Source organism: Pseudomonas sp. TE3899, from assembly GCF_056279105.1.
The window spans coordinates 2,329,003-2,347,275 of the sequence record NZ_JBWBQR010000001.1; the positions used below are offsets into that span (position 1 = coordinate 2,329,003).

Genomic DNA, 18,273 nt, shown 5'->3' on the forward strand with positions numbered 1-18,273 from the left:
TTCGCGTCTGCTGATCCTTTGATCGGGTATTGGTTTACGCCGCAGCACAGCACGAGGAACAAGGGATGTTCGCGCCGGCCAATCAGACTCACTTTGCCCTGACTATCGAAGGCCTTTCCAACGACTTACAGGTCCTTGCCCTGCAAGGCCGGGAAGCCATCAGCCAGCCCTTTGTGTTTGAGGTGGAGCTGGTCAGTGAACAGCCGTCCCTGGACCTCGAAACGCTGCTGCACAAACCGGCCTTTTTGCAGCTCTCGCCAGACGGCAGCGGCATCCATGGCCAGATCTATCGCGCCGCCCAGGGTGATTCCGGCAAACGCCTGACCCGCTACGCGGTGACCCTGCGCCCGCAACTGTCCTACCTGGCGCACCGCATCAACCAGCGCATCTTCCAGAACCTCAGCGTGCCGAAAATCGTCGGCATGGTCCTCGAAGAGCACGGTATCCAAAGCAACGCCTACGAATTCAAAGTCGGGGCGATTTATCCCGAGCGTATTTACTGCGTTCAGTACGATGAATCGGACCTGCACTTCATCCAGCGCCTGTGCGAGGAAGAAGGTATCCACTACCACTTCCAGCACAGCGCCACGGCCCACAAACTGGTGTTCGGCGATGACCAGACGGTGTTCCCGAAACTCGCGCCTGTGGCCTACCAGCAAGACTCCGGCATGGTCGCCAACGACCCGGTGATCAAGCGCTTCGACCTGCGCCTGGAAACCCGCACCAGCCGCACCACCCGCCGCGACTACGACTTCGAAAAACCACGCCTCACCCTCGAAAGCGAAAACCGTGGCGACGCCCTGCCCGACCTCGAAGACTACGACTACCCCGGTCGCTTCATCGACCGCGAACGCGGCAAGCACCTGGCCAAACGCGCCCTCGAACGCCACCGCAGCGACTTCCAGCTCGCCGAAGGCCGCAGCGATCAACCGCTGCTGGTCAGCGGCCACTTCCTGGCCCTGACCCAACACCCAAAAGCCAAATGGAACGACCTGTGGCTACTCACCGAAGTCCTCCACGAAGGCAAACAGCCGCAAGTGCTGGAAGAGTCGGTCACCAGCCACACCACGGCGCTGAAGGATGACTTCCATCAAGGCTATCGCAACCGCTTCCAGGCCACCCCGTGGGACGTGCCGAACCGTCCACCGCTGAACCACCCAAAACCGCGAATCCTCGGCAGCCAAAGCGCCGTGGTCACCGGCCCCAAAGGTGAAGAAATCCACTGCGACCCATACGGCCGCGTCAAAGTGCAATTCCACTGGGATCGCGAAGGCCAGGCCGACGACAAAACCAGCTGCTGGCTACGCGTCTCCTCCGCCTGGGCCGGCGCCCACTACGGCGGCATCGCCATCCCGCGCATCGGCATGGAAGTGCTCGTGACCTTCCTTGAAGGCGACCCCGACCAACCCCTGATCAGCGGCTGCCTGTACCACAAGGAAAACACCGTCCCGTACGACCTGCCGGCGAACAAAACCCGCAGCACCTTCAAAACCCTGAGCTCCCCCGGTGGCGGCGGCTACAACGAACTGCGCATCGAAGACAAAAAAGGCCAGGAACAAATCTTCCTCCACGCCCAGCGCGACTGGGATGAAAACGTCGAACACGACCAGAAGATCCGCGTCGGCAATGAACGCCACGATACGGTTGAGAAGAATAGCTATACAGAGTTCAAGGCTGAAGAACACCACACGGTTTATGCAGACCGGAAGGTGGAGACGCAGGCGAATGATCATTTGACGGTGGGGGTTAACCAGCATGTCAAGATTGGGACTGGGCAGTTTATTGAGGCCGGGCAAGAGATTCACCTGAGCAGCGGCATGAAAGTCGTGCTCGAAGCCGGCAGCGAGTTGACCCTGATTGGCGGGGGCAGCTTCATCAAGATTGACGCTGGCGGCGTGACGTTGAGTGGGCCGGTGATCAACATGAACTCGGGGGGCAGTCCGGGGAATGGGACGGGGGCCGCGCCGTTGTTGCCGGGGCCGTTGAAGCAGGCGGATGCGGATAAGGCAGGAGAGTTGTTGGTGCCGGCGCAGCGGCAGGCGTTGATGCAGAAGAAGCCGATTTGCGCGATCTGTGAAAAGGCCCGATTGGAGGCGTTAAATGCTAAAGCCTGAATCCTCTCTGGGAGCCCGACTACCTCATGACCTGCACTGGCGGGGAAGCGTTGCATTACTGCTGGATGGTGTCAGTGTCGAAAAGTTACCCCGACAGTTGTATACCTGGTCTGATGCTCCCGATTTCGAACCACTTTATCTAGGAACGCGCTGGTCTGCTTTGAACGATATCGCTCCGTGTCTGATACGCCTTAGTGGGCCAAGCGATCCGATCTTTCAGCAGTTTCTAGCGCACGCTAATGAGGAATGGGGTTATTTGGTGTTCAGTGATCAGCCTTGGCAAAACGTGCTTGATCACTTTCGCTGGTTGACCAGCGTTACTCACCCTCAAGATATAGAAGTACTACTTCGTGTAGCGGACCCGGCGGTAGCACATACCCTGCTTGCTCAGGCTGAGGAATTGAAAGACGCCACGTTGTTCGGACCTTGCGTGCAGGTACTTACAGCCGATTCCACACTGGGATGCTGGCATCAACACCATCGTCCGGGAGGCGTTCCTATGGCTTCTCACGCAAAACCTTACCGGTTGAGCGAATCACAAGTCACGTTGCTGGATGAAGTCAATTTCAGGTCCGTTGTCATGCGCTTGGACCAGCATATGAACGAATATTTTCCAGCGTTCCAGATGGATCTGAAGGCACCGGAACGCTGGGAATACCTGAACGAACTCGCTTCGCGCTCATATGATCGGGGCTTTAGCAGCGAACTTGAAATTACGCTTTATGCCAATATCCATGGCTTTCTCGGGATAATGGCATTGGCAGAGCATCCGGATCTTGACGCTTTGCTTGAAACAACCTCAGAGCAGACACCCACACAACGACTTGAATACGTCGCCAATATCGCCAAGGAAAGGGCTGAGAGCCTGCAAAGGAATCCAGGATGACCACCTCAACAACCTCAGGAAAAAACCCCAACAACGTCAGCGTGAGCCGCGAAGACGCCAAATGTTCAACGGGTACCTGCTGGCTGATGAAGGGCAAAATCCAACTGGTGCCTTTGCGCTATGGCTTGGTGAATGGCACTGCTCTTGATCCGTCGAGTGAAATTCCTGTCCCTTACAAACTCGGCACTCGTCCCCTCGGCATACGCCTTTTACGCGATGGCTGGCTCTATGTAATTGACAGTCAGAACGGTGAACTATCTGAGTATCGGATCAGCGATGGTCTAGTCAGTGCGATGCTCTGGCAAGGGACTGAAGTGCAAAGCGACACCCGGGACCAGCCCATCAAGAAACCTGTGTTGACGTTTTCAACACGCAGCACTCTCTATGTCACGTATTCAGAAGTTCAGTGGACCGCAAAGAAATGCCGTCAGGTGCTCAAGAGCAAATCTGAACGCAAGTTCTTTATGCAAGCCGTCGACCTGAGCAAGGCCAACTGTGAAACAGGAGGGCCAAGTTTGCTAACACCCGCTCTGGCCGAACGCTGGTTGGCGGAGGTAGCGACTGCTCGTGTGCAAAGCGAGCAAAAAGCCAAGGATGATGCTGAGCTGAAGGCAGTCGTTGATGCGGAAAACGCTGAACGGCGCAAACGAAATGAGCCGGAAATACAGGGCAACATGCTTCCACCAGTCACCGTTCATGCCACCCCTGAGAATGAACGCAAACCGTATTTGTGGGAAATGCCTGAGCGCTTTCGTGAATCTTCGATGAATTCGCTGAGTGGCTGCATAGAAGCGGAGTACCGACAAGACGTACTGTATCTGGTGGTGGAGGATCATATTGGTGTATTTCGGGATCTTGCAAATTATCAAGATCGCGTAGTCGATTGGATTGAAACATGGGCCAAAGGCGGAACGCAGGAAGGAGCCAACGAGCGCGACTATCTGCTGGCATGCTATATCGAATCGCTAACTCAGCTAACCAAACAAGATATGGGTGGTCTATCAGATGCCAGCGATGATCCCGCCATCAAATTGATGCTTGGCGATCTGGAAAAGATGCAGGCACCTGAGCAAGACACTACGCGTCAAGCCATGCTCGACTACCTCAACAAAGGGGGATTGATGACCCCGCCGAATGGAAGCCCAGTTCCACCAGAACTTGACAAATTGCAACAGCAGGCCTTGGATAACGCATCGCAAATAGCAATGTATGGTGGCTCTGCCGCAGGCCAAATCGTAGCGACTCAAAATATTGAAGACACCGATCGCCGCTACTACACGCGCGAACACTTCAAGGTTTCTCCCCAAGACTTCGTCGATAAACATTTCGAAGCGCTGCTTAAACTCGGTAAAGAGCAGGATCGCCGGATCAAGGATGTGCTGAATGGCGCCAAGATGGGCCAGCGCGGCGTCAATGACTTGATCGACCGTGAGGCGATGGACAACGCTCTGTTCGAGCACCGGACATCAATCAAGCGCTGGAACAAACTACTCGACCAAATTACTGCTGATCGGACAGCAATGCTTTGCGCCGGACGTTTTCATAAAACTGCCTGGTACTACGACCCCCAGAATGCCAAACAGGTTGGCCAGGCCTTCGCAACAGAGTACGCATCTCTGAAGGATATCTGCCGCAGCGATGAAGCGTGCGATGCGATTCTCAAGTACCTGGAGAAAGAGCCGCAATTCAGCCGTCCCATGTTTTATGCACTCCCTTACAGCGAACAGACAGCGGTTTGGGTTCAGTATGCTTTTGCGCAGGCCGCGGGCATTACGTTGTTCAACAACGTGCCCGAGTATCTAAAAACCCTTCAGGAGATCGAGGAACACCGTTTGCCAGCTCTTGATCGGCTACCGGAAGATACTCGCGCGGTAGCCGACGCTGCCCAGCAGACCATGAACCCGGCTCTGAATCGCGGCATGGACAAAGTTCTGGCTGACTTTGATCAGGTGCTCAAGGGGCAGACCATGCCTGATTTTGATCAACTGTTCCGTCGTTTGCCCAAGGTTTTGCCGACTCGAATTCTGGATGCGGCGAAGCGCGAGGGCGTGACCTTTACCGTGGCGTCGGACACCGAGAAGGCAGCTCTTAGAAGCGCGCTCAAGGATTTATTCGAAGAACAAGAACATTTGAAGACGCTAAACCACAAACGCGACATTATAAAACGTACTACGGGCCATAAGTCGCCGAAGGCTGTGCAACTCCAGGCTGACATAGAAATAGCTCGAAAACAGCTGGCAGGCACCGAGGCTCGACTGGCGGGTGGGCTCAGCCCTATTGGCGACTTACCGGACAACAGTGTCCGGCTGTATGGGGCAACACCTGTACGCGCGGGCATTACTGTTGTATTCCCTGCGGCGAATCAGCAAGAAATATCAGGCTTGATGAAAAACTTCCGCGACGGTGTCAAAGCAGCACCCAAGCAGAATTTAATGGGGGATGGCGCGGCGTTATTGTTGTTTGTTGTGCAGGCGTTAAACCTGAGGCAAGTGGCGAAAGAGACATTCGCCAAAAGTAAAGACCAACAAACCTGGTTACCTTTTATAAATGCTTTAGTGGCTACTGGTGCGGCAGGGTTTGCGGCTGCTCAAGGTGTATTCGATACAGCACTGACAGCTCGTAGCTCACTGCTTGCCAAGGGACTGCAGAATTATGCAATAGACCATTTACAAGTTCAGATGGGCAAGTTGCATATTGGTTTGGGATCGATGACCTATCTATTCGGGGCATACGCCGCCGGTGCCAGCCTCAAAAGTTATCAAAGTAGCTGGGAACAAGCCGTTCGCAGCGGAAACGACGGTGCACAGGCCGGGGCGATTATGTCGATGGCTGGTTCAGGAGGGTTGCTGGCAAGCAATACATATGGGCTGGGCAGTACGCTCCATGCAACCTATACCGTACTTGCGGCTGAGCAAGGGGCTGTCAGAACCGCAGCGTGGGCCGTATCAGGTGCCCGGCTATCAAGTGTATTTTTCCGTGCGAACCTGGCCGGCGCTCTGTTTACGGCGTTAGAGCTGGGTGGAAACTATGTTTACAACTACTACAACACCAGTTTGCATGATCAATGGCTACAAAGTACGCCGTGGGGACAGGATGCGAGCAAACGCAAATCTCTGAGTCTTGCTGAATACCAACGCTCTCTGATAGCGATAATGCAGGCACCTTCTGTGCAGGTAGGTCGTGTCGAATACGACTCCTGGTGGAAAAATCTGCTGCTGCGAGCCAAAATCGGCGATATCCATCTGCTGTTACCCGGGCTTGATACAGCAGCATTCCTGGCGCCGCTGGCAGGCAAGGCCAGTCACCAGTTGAACATCGGGGCGTACCGAATTAATACAATTCTCATAGATCGGGCGCAGACCACAGAACGTTGGGAGATTCTTAGCGAGCCTGTTGTGGCCAGACTACGTCGTGTGGAAGACAATCAAGTGGTTCTCTGCGTCGGGTACCCAGAGACCAACGAACGGATTGTGGGTAAATCTCGTGAGGAATTGATGCTCGTTGTGGCTGTTCAAAGCACCAGTTCCAGTGGGCAGCCTCAACAGAGAACACACTATATTCGTTTTGATCCAAGGGGAGTTGGCGCCTTCCCTTCAGTTGATCGAGTCCCACCTCCCCCTCAAGCGCCTCTGCTCCAGGTAGAACCCCTGATGATGGAATTTGCTTCGCATGTCTAAAAACCTTGATATCGATCCGATAGATCCAGCGGCAAGGCAATTGCACCGCGCAGGAGACATCGAGCGGTTCCCCTCTGGCAACACGACGTTTTTGGCACCATTGCCGCTGCCCACCGACGCATCCCCACACAGCCCTTATGTAAGCGATCTCAACGATACGTATCTGGATTTCGGCGGCGGCAAACCACAAGTGTTTTCATGGCAGATGACACTGGGTGGTCCTTTTACCGCTGCGCTCTTAATGGTCTTAGGTGGCCCGATTATCATCGCACTCTTTGGTGCAAGCTTCGGCTACGGTCGGGCTGACATTCGGGGTGCGATGCAAGGCGTCTTTTTAGCTACTCGCGAACCAGCTATCTGGATGTATTTGGGCGGCCTGGGCATCGGCCTCGCCGTGTGGCTCTACAATCATAAAAAATACACACAAGTCACCCCGACCCGCTTCAACCGTCAGCGCCGTGAAGTCTGCTTCATGCCCACGGGCGCAGAAGCTCCGGTTTTTGTGCCTTGGGAATCGCTCTCCGCCTGGGTGGTTCAGGCGCAAGGCGCAACCCAGTATGGTGTTCGGCGACAGTACGGCATGGGCATGGGGTTCCATCACGAGGGACAGTTGGTCAGCGTTGAATTCGTTTGTGGCGGTCTGCCACTTGCCATAGCCCATTGGGAGGCCGTGCGTGCCTACATGGAATACGAAGTCCACGACCTAAAAAGCATTCAGGACCCCATGGACCTGCAAGGTCCAGATGATCCACCCCATGAAGGGATGCATACTTTCCGCAATGCCCGGGCACGCCTGCACCGCCGGATTCGCGAAAAGGAAGTTGGGTGGGTCTATGCCTTTTTCTGGTACCTCTACCACCTCATGACATTCTGGACGTTACCCAATCGAATCGTCGAATGGGAGATTCGCCGCATAGCGAAAGTCGGACGTAAGGCACTGCCGCAAGCCATGCGTGATTGGTCCGAGCCACTACCTGAAGAGCAATGGACAAAGCCAAGTGAAGTATTGGTAAGACTGAGTAAACGGGTCAAAGAACTAAAAAAGCAAAAACCCCTGCGCTCAATCACTGAAATTTTTGCAGAGGTTTATCAGGCAGAAAACGGCGGAAAGAAAAAGGCGTGATGTTTTACACAAACAAAGGTGTTTTTTCAGACCTAATCTGCTTGCATTAAAACAAGGTGAACGGGAACCCCATTAGCCGGTCTCCATTCAAGGCAAAAAGCCAACTCTCCCTGCAGTTTTTAACTGCAGGGTTGCCCTCTCTCTCAACCTGCCCGGTTGAACCCGTCGTACCCGTTTTCTCGTCGATGGCTACGGTCGAGTCCTGCCTGACACCCATGTGGATCAAGCGGTAAAGGTGTTGCATGCACCGCCCTGGCAGTGAACTGCCCCAGAGAAACGTTGGTGCCGCCAGTGGTCCAAACCCCTGTCGCCCGAACAATGGTCCCAGCGCTCTCCAGAGCTGGAACAGACTATCCGCCAGCGACAGGCCGAGTTGAAAGCCGATAACCGCCAAGAATCAGCCACGACCTCAATCACGCCGGTAACCGCAAGGGATTGGCACACTAAAACACTGAGTTCCCTCTATGTCCGTACAAATGGATACCCCGTACGCTGCCAGTGCTTATCGCAGCAACAGTCATGAACCTTTGCCACCGCCAAAATGGGCGGAAGATGCCAATCGCTCAGGGAGCTTTGACACTCATCTCGCCTTTGGTCATTACGCCAATCTGGAACCGGCGATGGAGGTTACTACTCAGTTGCAAGGCGAAGAGCACACGATTTACAAGCGACAGCAGGGACAAGGAAAAAAGGAAGAGGTGTATTGCGATGCGCGGCGTTGGTACTTTCAAAACACGAGCAAAATCCCACATCTACTTTTCATACTAAAATTGATTAGCTTTCCTTTTGGCTGGATCGTCTGGACAGGGATATTGGGATCATTTATTCCAGGTCATGACGTAGCTAAATACTTGCAAGACTTGTCATTACTATTTTTTCTCGTTATTTCCACCGTTCTCATAGTTGGATCACTAACGCTTTACATGATGGGAAAAAAATAGTCCATCACATGCACATCGTAGGTTTTTTCATTTGTGCAGGTATTGTGTATTGGCAAAAAGGATCTTTTGGGGGGAATGATGGGATACAAATCTCCCTATGGATCGGAGCCTTCCTCTACTTCATGGGTGCCATCGGTTTTGATTGCCTACTCTGGCTCCACAGCAAAATCACCACCCACGACGGAAGCGAATTCAACCGCATCGACGGCATGCTCCGCTTCAAACGCCGTTTCCGCCGCCTCTTCGTTGCGCCGTTCGAAGAATTCGACCCAGTGCTACAACTGCTTCCCAGCGGTTATGGCTCCCACGACTATGCCCTATGGCTGCATCACCGCTACACCGACACCAAGATTTGTCTGGCTACCAAAGTCCACGCCTTGGGCCTCGACCAGGCGAATGCACTGGCCTTCTGGGATTGCCTGCAACGTTACATGGATGTCACGCAACCGCTGCCGGACCTGCCAGTGCTGGAGCAAAGTCGCCACCTCGACCGGATAACTGTTGCCTACGACGCTAAAACGGGCCGTAATCCGAGACGCTGGCGCGACCAGTCGGAAAAGGGTTGGTTGACGACAGGTCTCAAGCAGCTGACTCAACAGTTGCAGCAATACCCTTGGCAACAACAACCCTGCATCATCAAGGCTCGGATTGATCCGTCCCTGAGCATCGAAGCTTACTACCGCGCTCAAGAATCTAAAGGCATCCAGTCAACGCCGAAGGCCGATGACTTTGATGATGTTCATCGTGGTTGAGCGTAAAGCTTGAGAGAGGTTGCACAATGCGCACCCTTTCGACGTAAAACACACAAAGCAAAACCAGGAAGCTTCCCCTACAAGGACCAGTAAGCATGTTGAAACCCATAATCCCCTTGATCCTGGCAGCCACCGCCTTCAACGCCCAGGCAGATATCCAGGTCCAGATCTCCCCAATCCCCGAACAACTGAAAAACCTGAAGCCAGTTGCCATCGCGGAAAGCAGCTTGGAAGAACGGAAACGGCTCGACCAAATCGAAGCAATAGTCCAACGCTTCAATCTAAAAATTGAAGAGAAGTTCATCTACACGGGCAAAGAACCATCCACCCCATTCCTGGGAGTTCTGGATGTCGTCTACAAAGTTTATCCAGAAGAAGCCCAGTTGCAGGTGGTCAAACTCGACATCCCAAAAGGGTACGCACGTGTCTACCCAGTCAGCCCCGAAGATATCCAGCCTTATTCAAGTTTCGCGGCGAGCCCGCTCGATACCCGGATTGCCAGCAATATCCTGAGTCCAGGTGCATCCGCAGCCCGATCCAAAGCCTATTTCAAAGACTGGTACGAAACTTATCAGTCGTCTCGGGTCAAGCTCGCCCGAAAGGTTGTAGCGAGTGATGCCTGTGAAACCGTCACGAGTGTCGAGCTCTACAGTTTCAACGGGGATGTGTTCACTGCGTTCTGTGGCAATGGCATGAAGTTCAATCAAACGCCGGCGGAGGTTGAAGCGGACAAGCCTATTGATCCCGCGATAAAAAATTGGGTGGTCAAGCGGCCACTGTGAATTCGGGGCTTGTCGTCTTGAGCGTCAATTTCATTCAAATGGCAAAGCGCCTTCGCGCCGAGCTGTGCATTTTTATATGTCTGTGCGGTAAGCCCATTAGACATGTGTCAGGGAGACAACCATGAAGCATTCGATACGACGCCGACACTGCGCCCTCTTTACCGCGATCCTGCTGTCAACCAGCTCCGCCGTCTGGGCGGTGCCGGCGGATCAGGCAAAAGCTCGGCCACCCAGTCCTGCTCAGTTGATGCACGAGGCACAACGCCTGAGCAGCGAGAAATCACTGGCAGAAGCTACGGTCGCCGCCCGCGCGGCGATGGAGGCAGGCCGCAAGGGCAGCGCTATGGATTACACGGATCTCGAGGCGGGCGCCTTGCTCGTCGACCTGCTGCATCAGCAAGGGCGATACGACGAAGCCCGGAAAGCCGCCGAAGAGCAGATCGCGTATTGGGAGCGGCAAGCAGCCGCTGTCGGGTCGACAAGCAGGCACGACACCCGCATCACGAGCATGCTGGGCGTGGCGATCGAGGCAAGCATGATGGCGGGTGAACGAGCTGAGGTAGCACGCTTGCAGGAAAAGCTCTTCACGATCAACAGCCCCGAGCTCGGTCTATGGCGCTTGTCGCCGGACGAGCCGCGCTTGCATTACAAGTTGGCTGACTTCTCGATGCCACTCCTGCTGGAGCAGTGGAAGCTGGCGAAGTTCGAGCCCGCAGAAAAACGCGATGACGCCACCCTCCTCCTCTATACGCAGGCGTTGGCGAACGGCCGCCTGAGCGCGGAGATTTCGCTGGTTTACGACGAAGCACAACGCAAGTACACAGCATCGCAACGCCAGGATTGGCTCAAACCCTATCAGGAACAGACCAAGCCTCGGGCGCTTGCATCGGCGATGCCTGACCTCCCCTTCGACGACCTGACCGCCGTAAAACTGGGGAGACAAGAAGAGTGTGAAAGCGAGCAATGCACCAACATTCGCTGGACGGCGCTACGCGGTGACTGGCGCATGGACATTGACGTGATGTTCAAATCACGAGACGAGGCCCAAGCCATTGAACAAATGCATAAGTTGTTCGCGGCACTGAAATGGCAAAGCGCACCACCGCTGTTCCGCGAGCGCACGATGGCCGAACAGACCCAAGACATGGATTCAACCTGGGAGCTTCCGGGTGGCTGGTCGAAGGCTGCTGAGCTCGCGAAAAAGGCGCTGCCCGACGCCTTTTTCCCGGATGAAGTTGCGCGAGTGCAGACACTTATCGGCGTGTCGCAGTACCGGCACGGCGACCTCGACGCCGCTCGCCACTCGCTGGGTTTGGCCCTACCTGCCTGGGAGAATGGCTCTTCCTATCTCCCCCTCTATCGCACTGCGCTGGATTACGCAGCGGACATCGCCTACCGCCAGGGCAGAACTCAGGAGGCCATCGCCCTGAACCGGAAGCTCATCGAATGGCAGCAAAGCGATGCGACGCTCGGATGGGGAACACCGAAGGATGAAAATGCGCTGGTGAACAGCTGGAAAGGCATTCACCTGCCCTTGCGCGTGGGCGACTACCGTTTGAGAACGGACACGGAAAATCGTTTCTACTACGAAAACTTGCAAACAGGGGCACAGCTTGGCCTCACCGTGGATTCGGCTCAGACATCGGACGAACAACTTGAGTCGTTGCTGCGCGCCTTCATGGTGAAAAAGCTGGGGCTACAAGCCGCAGATATGCGCAAGACGAAGTTTTCACCCAAATCGGCCGAACCCGGGAAGTCGCAAGTAACCGGGCAGAGATGGGAGTTCGATGTGACGAAGCTGCCTGGCGAACAAGATGCTGTGCCTGAAGACTTCGTGGCTGGCATTGAGCGCAAGACGCCCACGAAGATGACGTTCTGGATTGTGGACCGTGAGGGGGTACGGTCGCTGCTACGGGCGCCAATCATGGAGGGTGGGCAATCCGGGAAAGAGGCGAATCAGATTGCGCAGGCGTTGTCCTGGTAGGGTTGGAGACCAACCTGCCCCAATGGCAGGCTGGCAAGCCCAGGTCTCAAGACGCTGCTGGTGCCACAACCGGGGATTCCTTGGGGTCTAGATTGACCATCAGCGACTTGGTCGCATTTCTAATCATCGGCCCCAACACCAGGTTGCTGCCGACCATCACCACCACGGCCACCAGCACCAGGCCATCGGACTGCAGAACACCGAGGAACGTACCGCCGAACACACACACCGCCAGCAAGCCGCTGATCATCAGGGCCAGCATCAGGGGTTTGGCCGGGTTGCCGAAACCCAGGAAGCGTTGTTTTTCCGAGGCCGAGATCATCAGTTCGGCCTTGCAGCCCTTGCACGCAATGGGCTGGTCTTCACGCAACAACTTCTGCTGTTTGTTGCCGATGGGGAATTCTTTTTCGCAGGCGTTGCAGTGGACTTTCATGCCAATGATGTTTGTGCGGGAGGCGCTCATCTTGATCCTTAAGATTGGGGGGAAACCATTGCCGCCGATACCTGTACGGTGCGCGGCGGCGGATTGTTGCATGTTTGAGCAAGACCAACAGGGCAATCTGCCGCCTGCATCGCGGTTCCTAGCCCGGCTGATCACCGATGCAATCAGGCAGATTGGGGCCGATCTCGATCATGGCCGCGGTCACCGTGGGGAAGTCGCGCCACCCCCAACTCAGAGGCCCGCCAGCATTGACCAGGTCATAGATCTCGCTTTGCCCAATCAGTTGGCCCGTACGATGATCATACAGGCGAAAAAAAACCGGAATTTCCCAGCGGACAAACCAATGGACATCTGCCTCCGGGTCCGGGAAGGCCTTCGGGTGAAATAACCCAGGTAGCAGCCAGAACGGTTGAAACTGCTGGACCCGATAGCAACCGTTGGGGCTTATTTCAGGAGTGCCAACGGGGTGCGCCAGGCCCTTTTCCCACCACTGCGACGCGGCCCACAACCCGGCACAGAGCACCGGCACAGTGAGCCAGAAACGCTGGCGTCGAGTCAGTATTTTCATTTAAAGATATCCCTATCAACCCGACTGCCGTGTCTTTTCAACGTGATTGGGCATCGGCAAAAAAGGCTGCGCAGTTTACCTTAGATGAGTTGCACCGAGGGGCTCCTCGATTCCACTGGACATAGTCTAAGCGACACCAAGCTTGATCAAAAAGTGGTCGCTAAAATTGTAAACATTGCAGATCAAATAGTTGCAATCGGGGACATACACATGGTGATTGATGACCCTCTACCAGGAGGATTTGAGATCGGAAGCATTATTGAGTTCGAGTGCACCAGGATAGATTTATGGTAATAGTGACAAAGACAAACCGCATCCTCTCAGGCACTTAATAGATGAAAATAACGATACTAAGAATAATCGAACCCACTGCCCTCGGTGCTTATGTGGAATTTTCGACGCCCCTTGGGATCGGGTCATCCTATTTTGTGGGCTCTGATCTGCAAGAAAACCAGCATCACGACGTTGAAATAAATATCGATGACGATTTTGTCTGGGGTGAAAATATCATGCCTTCAAACAAAACATCTCCCTCTATAGCGTTCCGCGAACGGAAGCTGTACATCACAGCTCAATTGATCAGTGGCGAGGACGAGGGTTGCACGGCACTCAAGATTGAAAACTCGATTATATTCATATCATCAGATAAAAGCGGCCCACCCTTTATGTTTGTTGATATCATTGCGCAGAAAACATCGCTGCATCCAACAAACATTTAACCGAATTTTTATTTAATTAGTGATTGTCGAGACCATTAGTATGACCATGATAGATAGAGGTATAACAATACCTATAGCGGCCCAAATCGCATGACGTTTGGAGAAGCAAAGGAACTATTTATGAAAGACACAAATGCCTTATCTTTAAATAAATAGGCCAAATCAGCCTGATGGAAAAATCACCTATCAATGGATGATTTCATGAATATACAACTCGACCTAACAGAAGCCTTTGGCACCATCGACTACGTAAACGCTGGGGGACTCATCACCTACATCGACATAGCCCTGACAGAACAGCTTCTACACCATTTCAATTTCAACCTGTCCAATTTCGTCTTGAACCTGATCGACCAACCCATTATCGACGCCATTCAAAAACAACTTCCCGTCGCGCTGACCGAACAATTCATAGATGAAGGTTTTCTCATCGTAAAACGTGCTGCGCTTTCCTTTGAGGACGTTAAAAGCTGCGAATCCATACTGTCCCTTCAACTGAATGACAAAGAGCACGACCTCGTACGCTCATGGGGACGAAAACTGATTTCCGGCGATCGAATCTACAACATAGGTGGACAATTAAGCACCTTCCCAGAATTACGGCTGAACCTGGCAATTGTGTCGCCAAAAGAAATCACCCTGAGTTTTTCAATTGAAGACTGTGTCTACATTGAAAACTATACGGACTTCATGAAAAACGTCGGACATCTCAACCAGTCAATCAGCCCTCCTCTCCCCATCCATAACCTGTTCAATCTCGAACTCAGGAACAAGCATCTAACCCCAAACTGGGATGCGGGTTTCTACACCTTCTCCGACGACGATTCTCAGTCATGACCAAGATAAGTATTGCTTCAGCAGTTCCAATCAGTGACCATTCCGCTGCTGATTCTGGAAATAGACAATGAAAAGGTTGGGGAGAATTAGACTTGGACAATCTGAGTCAGCATTCAATATCTGAAGCAGAACTGCTCAACGCTTTAAATTCAAAACAAGAGCGTAAAAAACGGTGAAACAAATGAAATCTGACTGGAGTTCTTTGGGGATTGTACAAGGATCATCGGTTGATACAGACACGATAGCCCAGGTTCAAACATTCCTACGCGTGGTTTTCCCCGATTTATATTTAGACTTGGTCAAATACGCTGACGAAGCCTCACCAGAAATATCCTCATTCCCATATGGCAACGCAGGCACCTGCATAAGCGAGTTTTTCTCGTTCTCCCCGTCATTAAAGGCTGGCACTATTGTTTGGCACACCAGAGTTGCCGGGCTTCCTACTGGGTGGATACCCATTGCCCGGGATGCGGGCGATTTTCTTATTTGTCTGAATTTCAATACACTCTCAACCACCGTCGAGATGTTCGATCCAGATACCGGCAGTACATGCTTTGTCGCTAACAGTTTTGATGATTTTGTTGGCTTATGGCGAGAGTAGGACAGGGATCAACATCAATGAAAACAACATTCGAAATAGCCATCGACAAACATGAACCCCCCGACTTCTTCAAAGGAAACGGCATTTACTAGAAATCCAACGATTAAAAATCTATGGCTGCAACCTCGACCTTGAAAGTCTTTAAACCATAAAAAACTTATAAACTCTGCTCTCGCACCTCAGTGAAGTGCATATATCAATTGAAAATCCCCACCGCATGGACGAATCCGATAACGCAACCCAAAGTTTAACCTGGCTTTTTGACGCCCACACAGGTTGAATACCCGCCATTTCGTCTGACGCATGCCGTCAGCCAGTAAAACCGGATCACCACCCAGCAAAGGAATGACCCTTGTTTACCATCGCACGCCCCCTCGCCCTGTTTTTGGCGTTGTCCGTTTCTCTTGATGCCGCGGCATTGTCAGTTCATTCAGAAAAGCGCGCCGACGGTGCCACCGTGCTCGTGCTGTCCAACGCGCCCGCTGCTGCGCGGCCGCCTCAGCTAAATGAAGATCCGGCCGTACGCGCGGCATTGGTTGATTTCATCGGTTACGCCACCGGCAGCTACACCCTCGACGGCAGTTTGATCGTGTCACAGATACTCGATGCCCTCGATTCGGAATTCACGATATTTGAGGAAGGCGTGCCGGCCGGGCGCACGATGCTGACCGCGATGGATGATGGTAACCACGGCGACGAGCGCGCCGCGTTGTTGTTGGACGAAAAGGGGCAGTTGATCGCTGTGGGGCTGGTCAATGGGCATTGCACCGTCAAATCCCGTACGGAGACGTTGTCCTGCAACCCGGGTCCCGAAACCGTATTGACGATTTTCCAGGCCAAAGGCGCGAAAAAGAGCGACGCGGACCCGATGATTGTCTGGAGCAAACAGTTGCCGCCGCTGGTCGCGTATTGGGCTGAAAGCGAAGATCCGGAAACACGCGCCAAGGCGCAGAAGATCGGCTCGGTCGAGTACATCACCACGGACCCGAAAAAACCGTCCTGGACGACCTCGCAATTGCCGTCCGACCTTCCGAAGGCGATGCTCCCACTGCTGCCGACGAACTCCTTTCTCTCGGGCGTCGGCGCCGATGGGTTTTACATTTCGCCCGGTATCAAAGGCTCCGCAATGGAGGGTGAGTTCGACCAGATTGACGGCCGTCCCATGCATGAGTTCGAGGTCATGTTGCACACCTATATGCCGTTCGCCGACGTGCTGAGGTTTTACAAACAGCACGCCAAGGGTGCCGAGTTACAGGCCAATGATGAAAAGGCACGGGTTGACGGCGTTGCGGGCGGCGGCACCTACAAAATCGACATCCGGGATAAAGAGGATGAAGGCACCGCCATCACTTTTACTGCCTGGAGAAAAGAGGTCTGATCTTTAACTGATAAAGATAAAAAAACGGGCGATCCTGAGATCGCCCGTTTTTTATATTACAACCGGTATATCAACTAACGCGTCATCCACCGCGTACTTGACCACCACCCTATTTCGATAAAGACATTCACTCTTCACCAACTGACTGTCTTGCCCTTTGGTGCGTACATCCCGCCATATTTCGTTCTCTCGAAACACCCGGCCACCGTCGCGCACAAACCGATGTTCCCGTTGATAAACGTGATACCGGTACTCCCGAATCTGGTCACACAACAACTCCCCTTCCAATTGTTGTTCGCCGACATTCAGTTTCAACTGAAAATGCCGATCCGTCGGGTTGTACAACACCAAATCAACATAGTTATAAAAAATCGCCGCCCCGGAGCCGAAGGGCAGTACCCGCCCTTCATCGGGAAAAGGATCAAAGCTGTGATTTGAGCGCTCAACCACCACCAGCGGCGAGTGAATCGCCATCCAGTGAATCAGGTTGCTCAATTGGCAGATCCCGCCACCGACGCCCGTGCGTGCCTCTCCGAAGGATAATTCCATGCCTTCGACATACCCGCGCTGGCGAGTCGGTCGACCCACCAACCGGCAAAAAGAAAAATACTCACCAGGGGCAATGACGACGCCATTGACCGAAGCCACGGCGAGTTTCAGGTTAATGACTTTGTTATGTTGCAGTGCAATATCGGAGTTGCCCAGTTTACGAATCAGTTTTGAGGTGTGTTTGAGGTAGCGATATGGCAAGCGGGTGCTGTCCAGCGACACGGTGTATGTCTTGCGGGAGAAGCGCCAGGCCAATTGGCGGAACAGTCGTTTTTGCCACACGCGCAGCCAATAGAGGGCCGGGTGGTAGAGGGAGAGTGGTTTCATCCGTGTCAGATCGGCGGCTGCCGTTTTCTTCCTTGAGTAAAAAGCCGCGCATCTTAACGTATTGCTGCAAGTGCGTGTCGCACTAAAAGAAGGTGTTCGCCCAGTGTAATGGCCTGGCAATCCATGCACCGGTAAAGAGCCCTGACACTGGGCGAACGAAAGGCATATTAATAGAAGTTGATGAAGATGTCCGCATACACATACATGAAATTTTATGTATACAACTTGGGTGGATATTTATCGGATATCAAACTTACAAACACCAAACTCACCAACTGGAACGTTAAGCTGATTATTCTTATACAAGAGTCATACAAGAATAATCAGTTTATGTAGAGCTAATACTCAACTCTCGTGCTGGCGGGTCACTTTCAGTGGTATCGATGTAAGTGACGACAACGACGACCATTGCTGCAGATCAGGGCGTGTTCGCCGTTTCTTGCGCAGTGGATTCGCCGCTGTCGGTGCCCTTGCTGTTTTCCTTGCGCTTGTTCGGGTCGGTGGGGCGCAGGGCGTCGTTGTCGCGCTCGGTTTCACCGGGTGGCCGGGGTTCGTCGGGGTGTTCGGATTCGGTAATGGGTTTCATGGGGGCT

Annotated in this window: 16 protein-coding genes; 12 read left to right on the top strand and 4 right to left on the bottom strand. The window is 53.5% G+C overall.

Annotated features, from left to right (window positions below):
* Window positions 1-65: 65 nt before the first annotated feature.
* From ACZ89E_RS10475 to ACZ89E_RS10510, 8 genes are all read left to right on the top strand, one after another.
* Window positions 66-2,114: a type VI secretion system Vgr family protein gene (locus ACZ89E_RS10475; RefSeq protein ID WP_476255577.1), complete on the top strand. Its 2,049-nt coding sequence runs from the start codon at window positions 66-68 to the stop codon at window positions 2,112-2,114.
* Window positions 2,101-3,000, top strand: a complete 900-nt coding sequence (locus tag ACZ89E_RS10480; RefSeq protein WP_476255578.1) for a DUF4123 domain-containing protein — start codon at window positions 2,101-2,103, stop codon at window positions 2,998-3,000. The genes ACZ89E_RS10475 and ACZ89E_RS10480 overlap by 14 nt, the downstream gene beginning before the upstream one ends.
* Window positions 2,997-6,677, top strand: coding sequence for a toxin VasX (locus ACZ89E_RS10485; protein WP_476255579.1), 3,681 nt, complete (start codon window positions 2,997-2,999; stop codon window positions 6,675-6,677). Before ACZ89E_RS10480 ends, ACZ89E_RS10485 begins: the two co-directional genes overlap by 4 nt.
* Window positions 6,670-7,800 carry a hypothetical protein gene (locus ACZ89E_RS10490; protein ID WP_476255580.1) on the top strand — a complete coding sequence of 377 codons (1,131 nt, stop codon included), beginning with the start codon at window positions 6,670-6,672 and terminating at the stop codon, window positions 7,798-7,800. The genes ACZ89E_RS10485 and ACZ89E_RS10490 overlap by 8 nt, the downstream gene beginning before the upstream one ends.
* A 464-nt stretch (window positions 7,801-8,264) precedes the next feature.
* Complete coding sequence (locus tag ACZ89E_RS10495; protein ID WP_476255581.1) at window positions 8,265-8,741, top strand: hypothetical protein; 477 nt, start codon at window positions 8,265-8,267, stop codon at window positions 8,739-8,741.
* A 122-nt stretch (window positions 8,742-8,863) separates the two neighbouring features.
* Window positions 8,864-9,493, top strand: coding sequence for a hypothetical protein (locus ACZ89E_RS10500; RefSeq protein ID WP_476257039.1), 630 nt, complete (start codon window positions 8,864-8,866; stop codon window positions 9,491-9,493).
* A gap of 95 nt (window positions 9,494-9,588) precedes the next feature.
* On the top strand, window positions 9,589-10,275 hold the full coding sequence (locus ACZ89E_RS10505; RefSeq protein WP_476255582.1) for a hypothetical protein: 687 nt from the start codon (window positions 9,589-9,591) through the stop codon (window positions 10,273-10,275).
* Window positions 10,276-10,396: 121 nt separating this feature from the next.
* A complete protein-coding gene (locus tag ACZ89E_RS10510) occupies window positions 10,397-12,259 on the top strand; it encodes a hypothetical protein (protein WP_476255583.1) in 1,863 nt (620 codons plus the stop codon).
* A 46-nt stretch (window positions 12,260-12,305) separates the two neighbouring features.
* On the opposite strand, the gene ACZ89E_RS10515 is transcribed toward ACZ89E_RS10510, so the two are convergent.
* Together ACZ89E_RS10515 and ACZ89E_RS10520 are read right to left on the bottom strand one after the other, a co-directional pair.
* A complete protein-coding gene (locus ACZ89E_RS10515; RefSeq protein ID WP_463260211.1) occupies window positions 12,306-12,722 on the bottom strand; it encodes a hypothetical protein in 417 nt (138 codons plus the stop codon).
* A 118-nt stretch (window positions 12,723-12,840) separates the two neighbouring features.
* Complete coding sequence (locus ACZ89E_RS10520; RefSeq protein ID WP_476255584.1) at window positions 12,841-13,269, bottom strand: hypothetical protein; 429 nt, start codon at window positions 13,267-13,269, stop codon at window positions 12,841-12,843.
* A 335-nt stretch (window positions 13,270-13,604) separates the two neighbouring features.
* Between ACZ89E_RS10520 and ACZ89E_RS10525 the strand changes: the two genes are divergently transcribed.
* The 4 genes from ACZ89E_RS10525 to ACZ89E_RS10540 all read left to right on the top strand — a co-directional run bounded on the left by ACZ89E_RS10525 (window position 13,605) and on the right by ACZ89E_RS10540 (window position 16,804).
* A complete protein-coding gene (locus ACZ89E_RS10525) occupies window positions 13,605-13,988 on the top strand; it encodes a hypothetical protein (protein ID WP_476255585.1) in 384 nt (127 codons plus the stop codon).
* Window positions 13,989-14,189: 201 nt separating this feature from the next.
* The gene (locus ACZ89E_RS10530; protein ID WP_476255586.1) at window positions 14,190-14,825 is read left to right on the top strand and encodes a hypothetical protein; all 636 of its coding nucleotides are present in this window, start codon (window positions 14,190-14,192) and stop codon (window positions 14,823-14,825) included.
* Between the two features lie 181 nt (window positions 14,826-15,006).
* On the top strand, window positions 15,007-15,426 hold the full coding sequence (locus ACZ89E_RS10535; RefSeq protein WP_476255587.1) for an SMI1/KNR4 family protein: 420 nt from the start codon (window positions 15,007-15,009) through the stop codon (window positions 15,424-15,426).
* A 352-nt stretch (window positions 15,427-15,778) separates the two neighbouring features.
* A complete protein-coding gene (locus tag ACZ89E_RS10540) occupies window positions 15,779-16,804 on the top strand; it encodes a hypothetical protein (RefSeq protein ID WP_476255588.1) in 1,026 nt (341 codons plus the stop codon).
* Window positions 16,805-16,855: 51 nt separating this feature from the next.
* Here the strand turns inward: ACZ89E_RS10540 and ACZ89E_RS10545 are convergent, their stop codons facing one another.
* A complete protein-coding gene (locus ACZ89E_RS10545) occupies window positions 16,856-17,680 on the bottom strand; it encodes a VanW family protein (RefSeq protein ID WP_149658664.1) in 825 nt (274 codons plus the stop codon).
* Between the two features lie 418 nt (window positions 17,681-18,098).
* On the bottom strand, window positions 18,099-18,266 hold the full coding sequence (locus tag ACZ89E_RS10550) for a hypothetical protein (RefSeq protein ID WP_166655970.1): 168 nt from the start codon (window positions 18,264-18,266) through the stop codon (window positions 18,099-18,101).
* Between the last annotated feature and the right edge of the window lie 7 nt (window positions 18,267-18,273).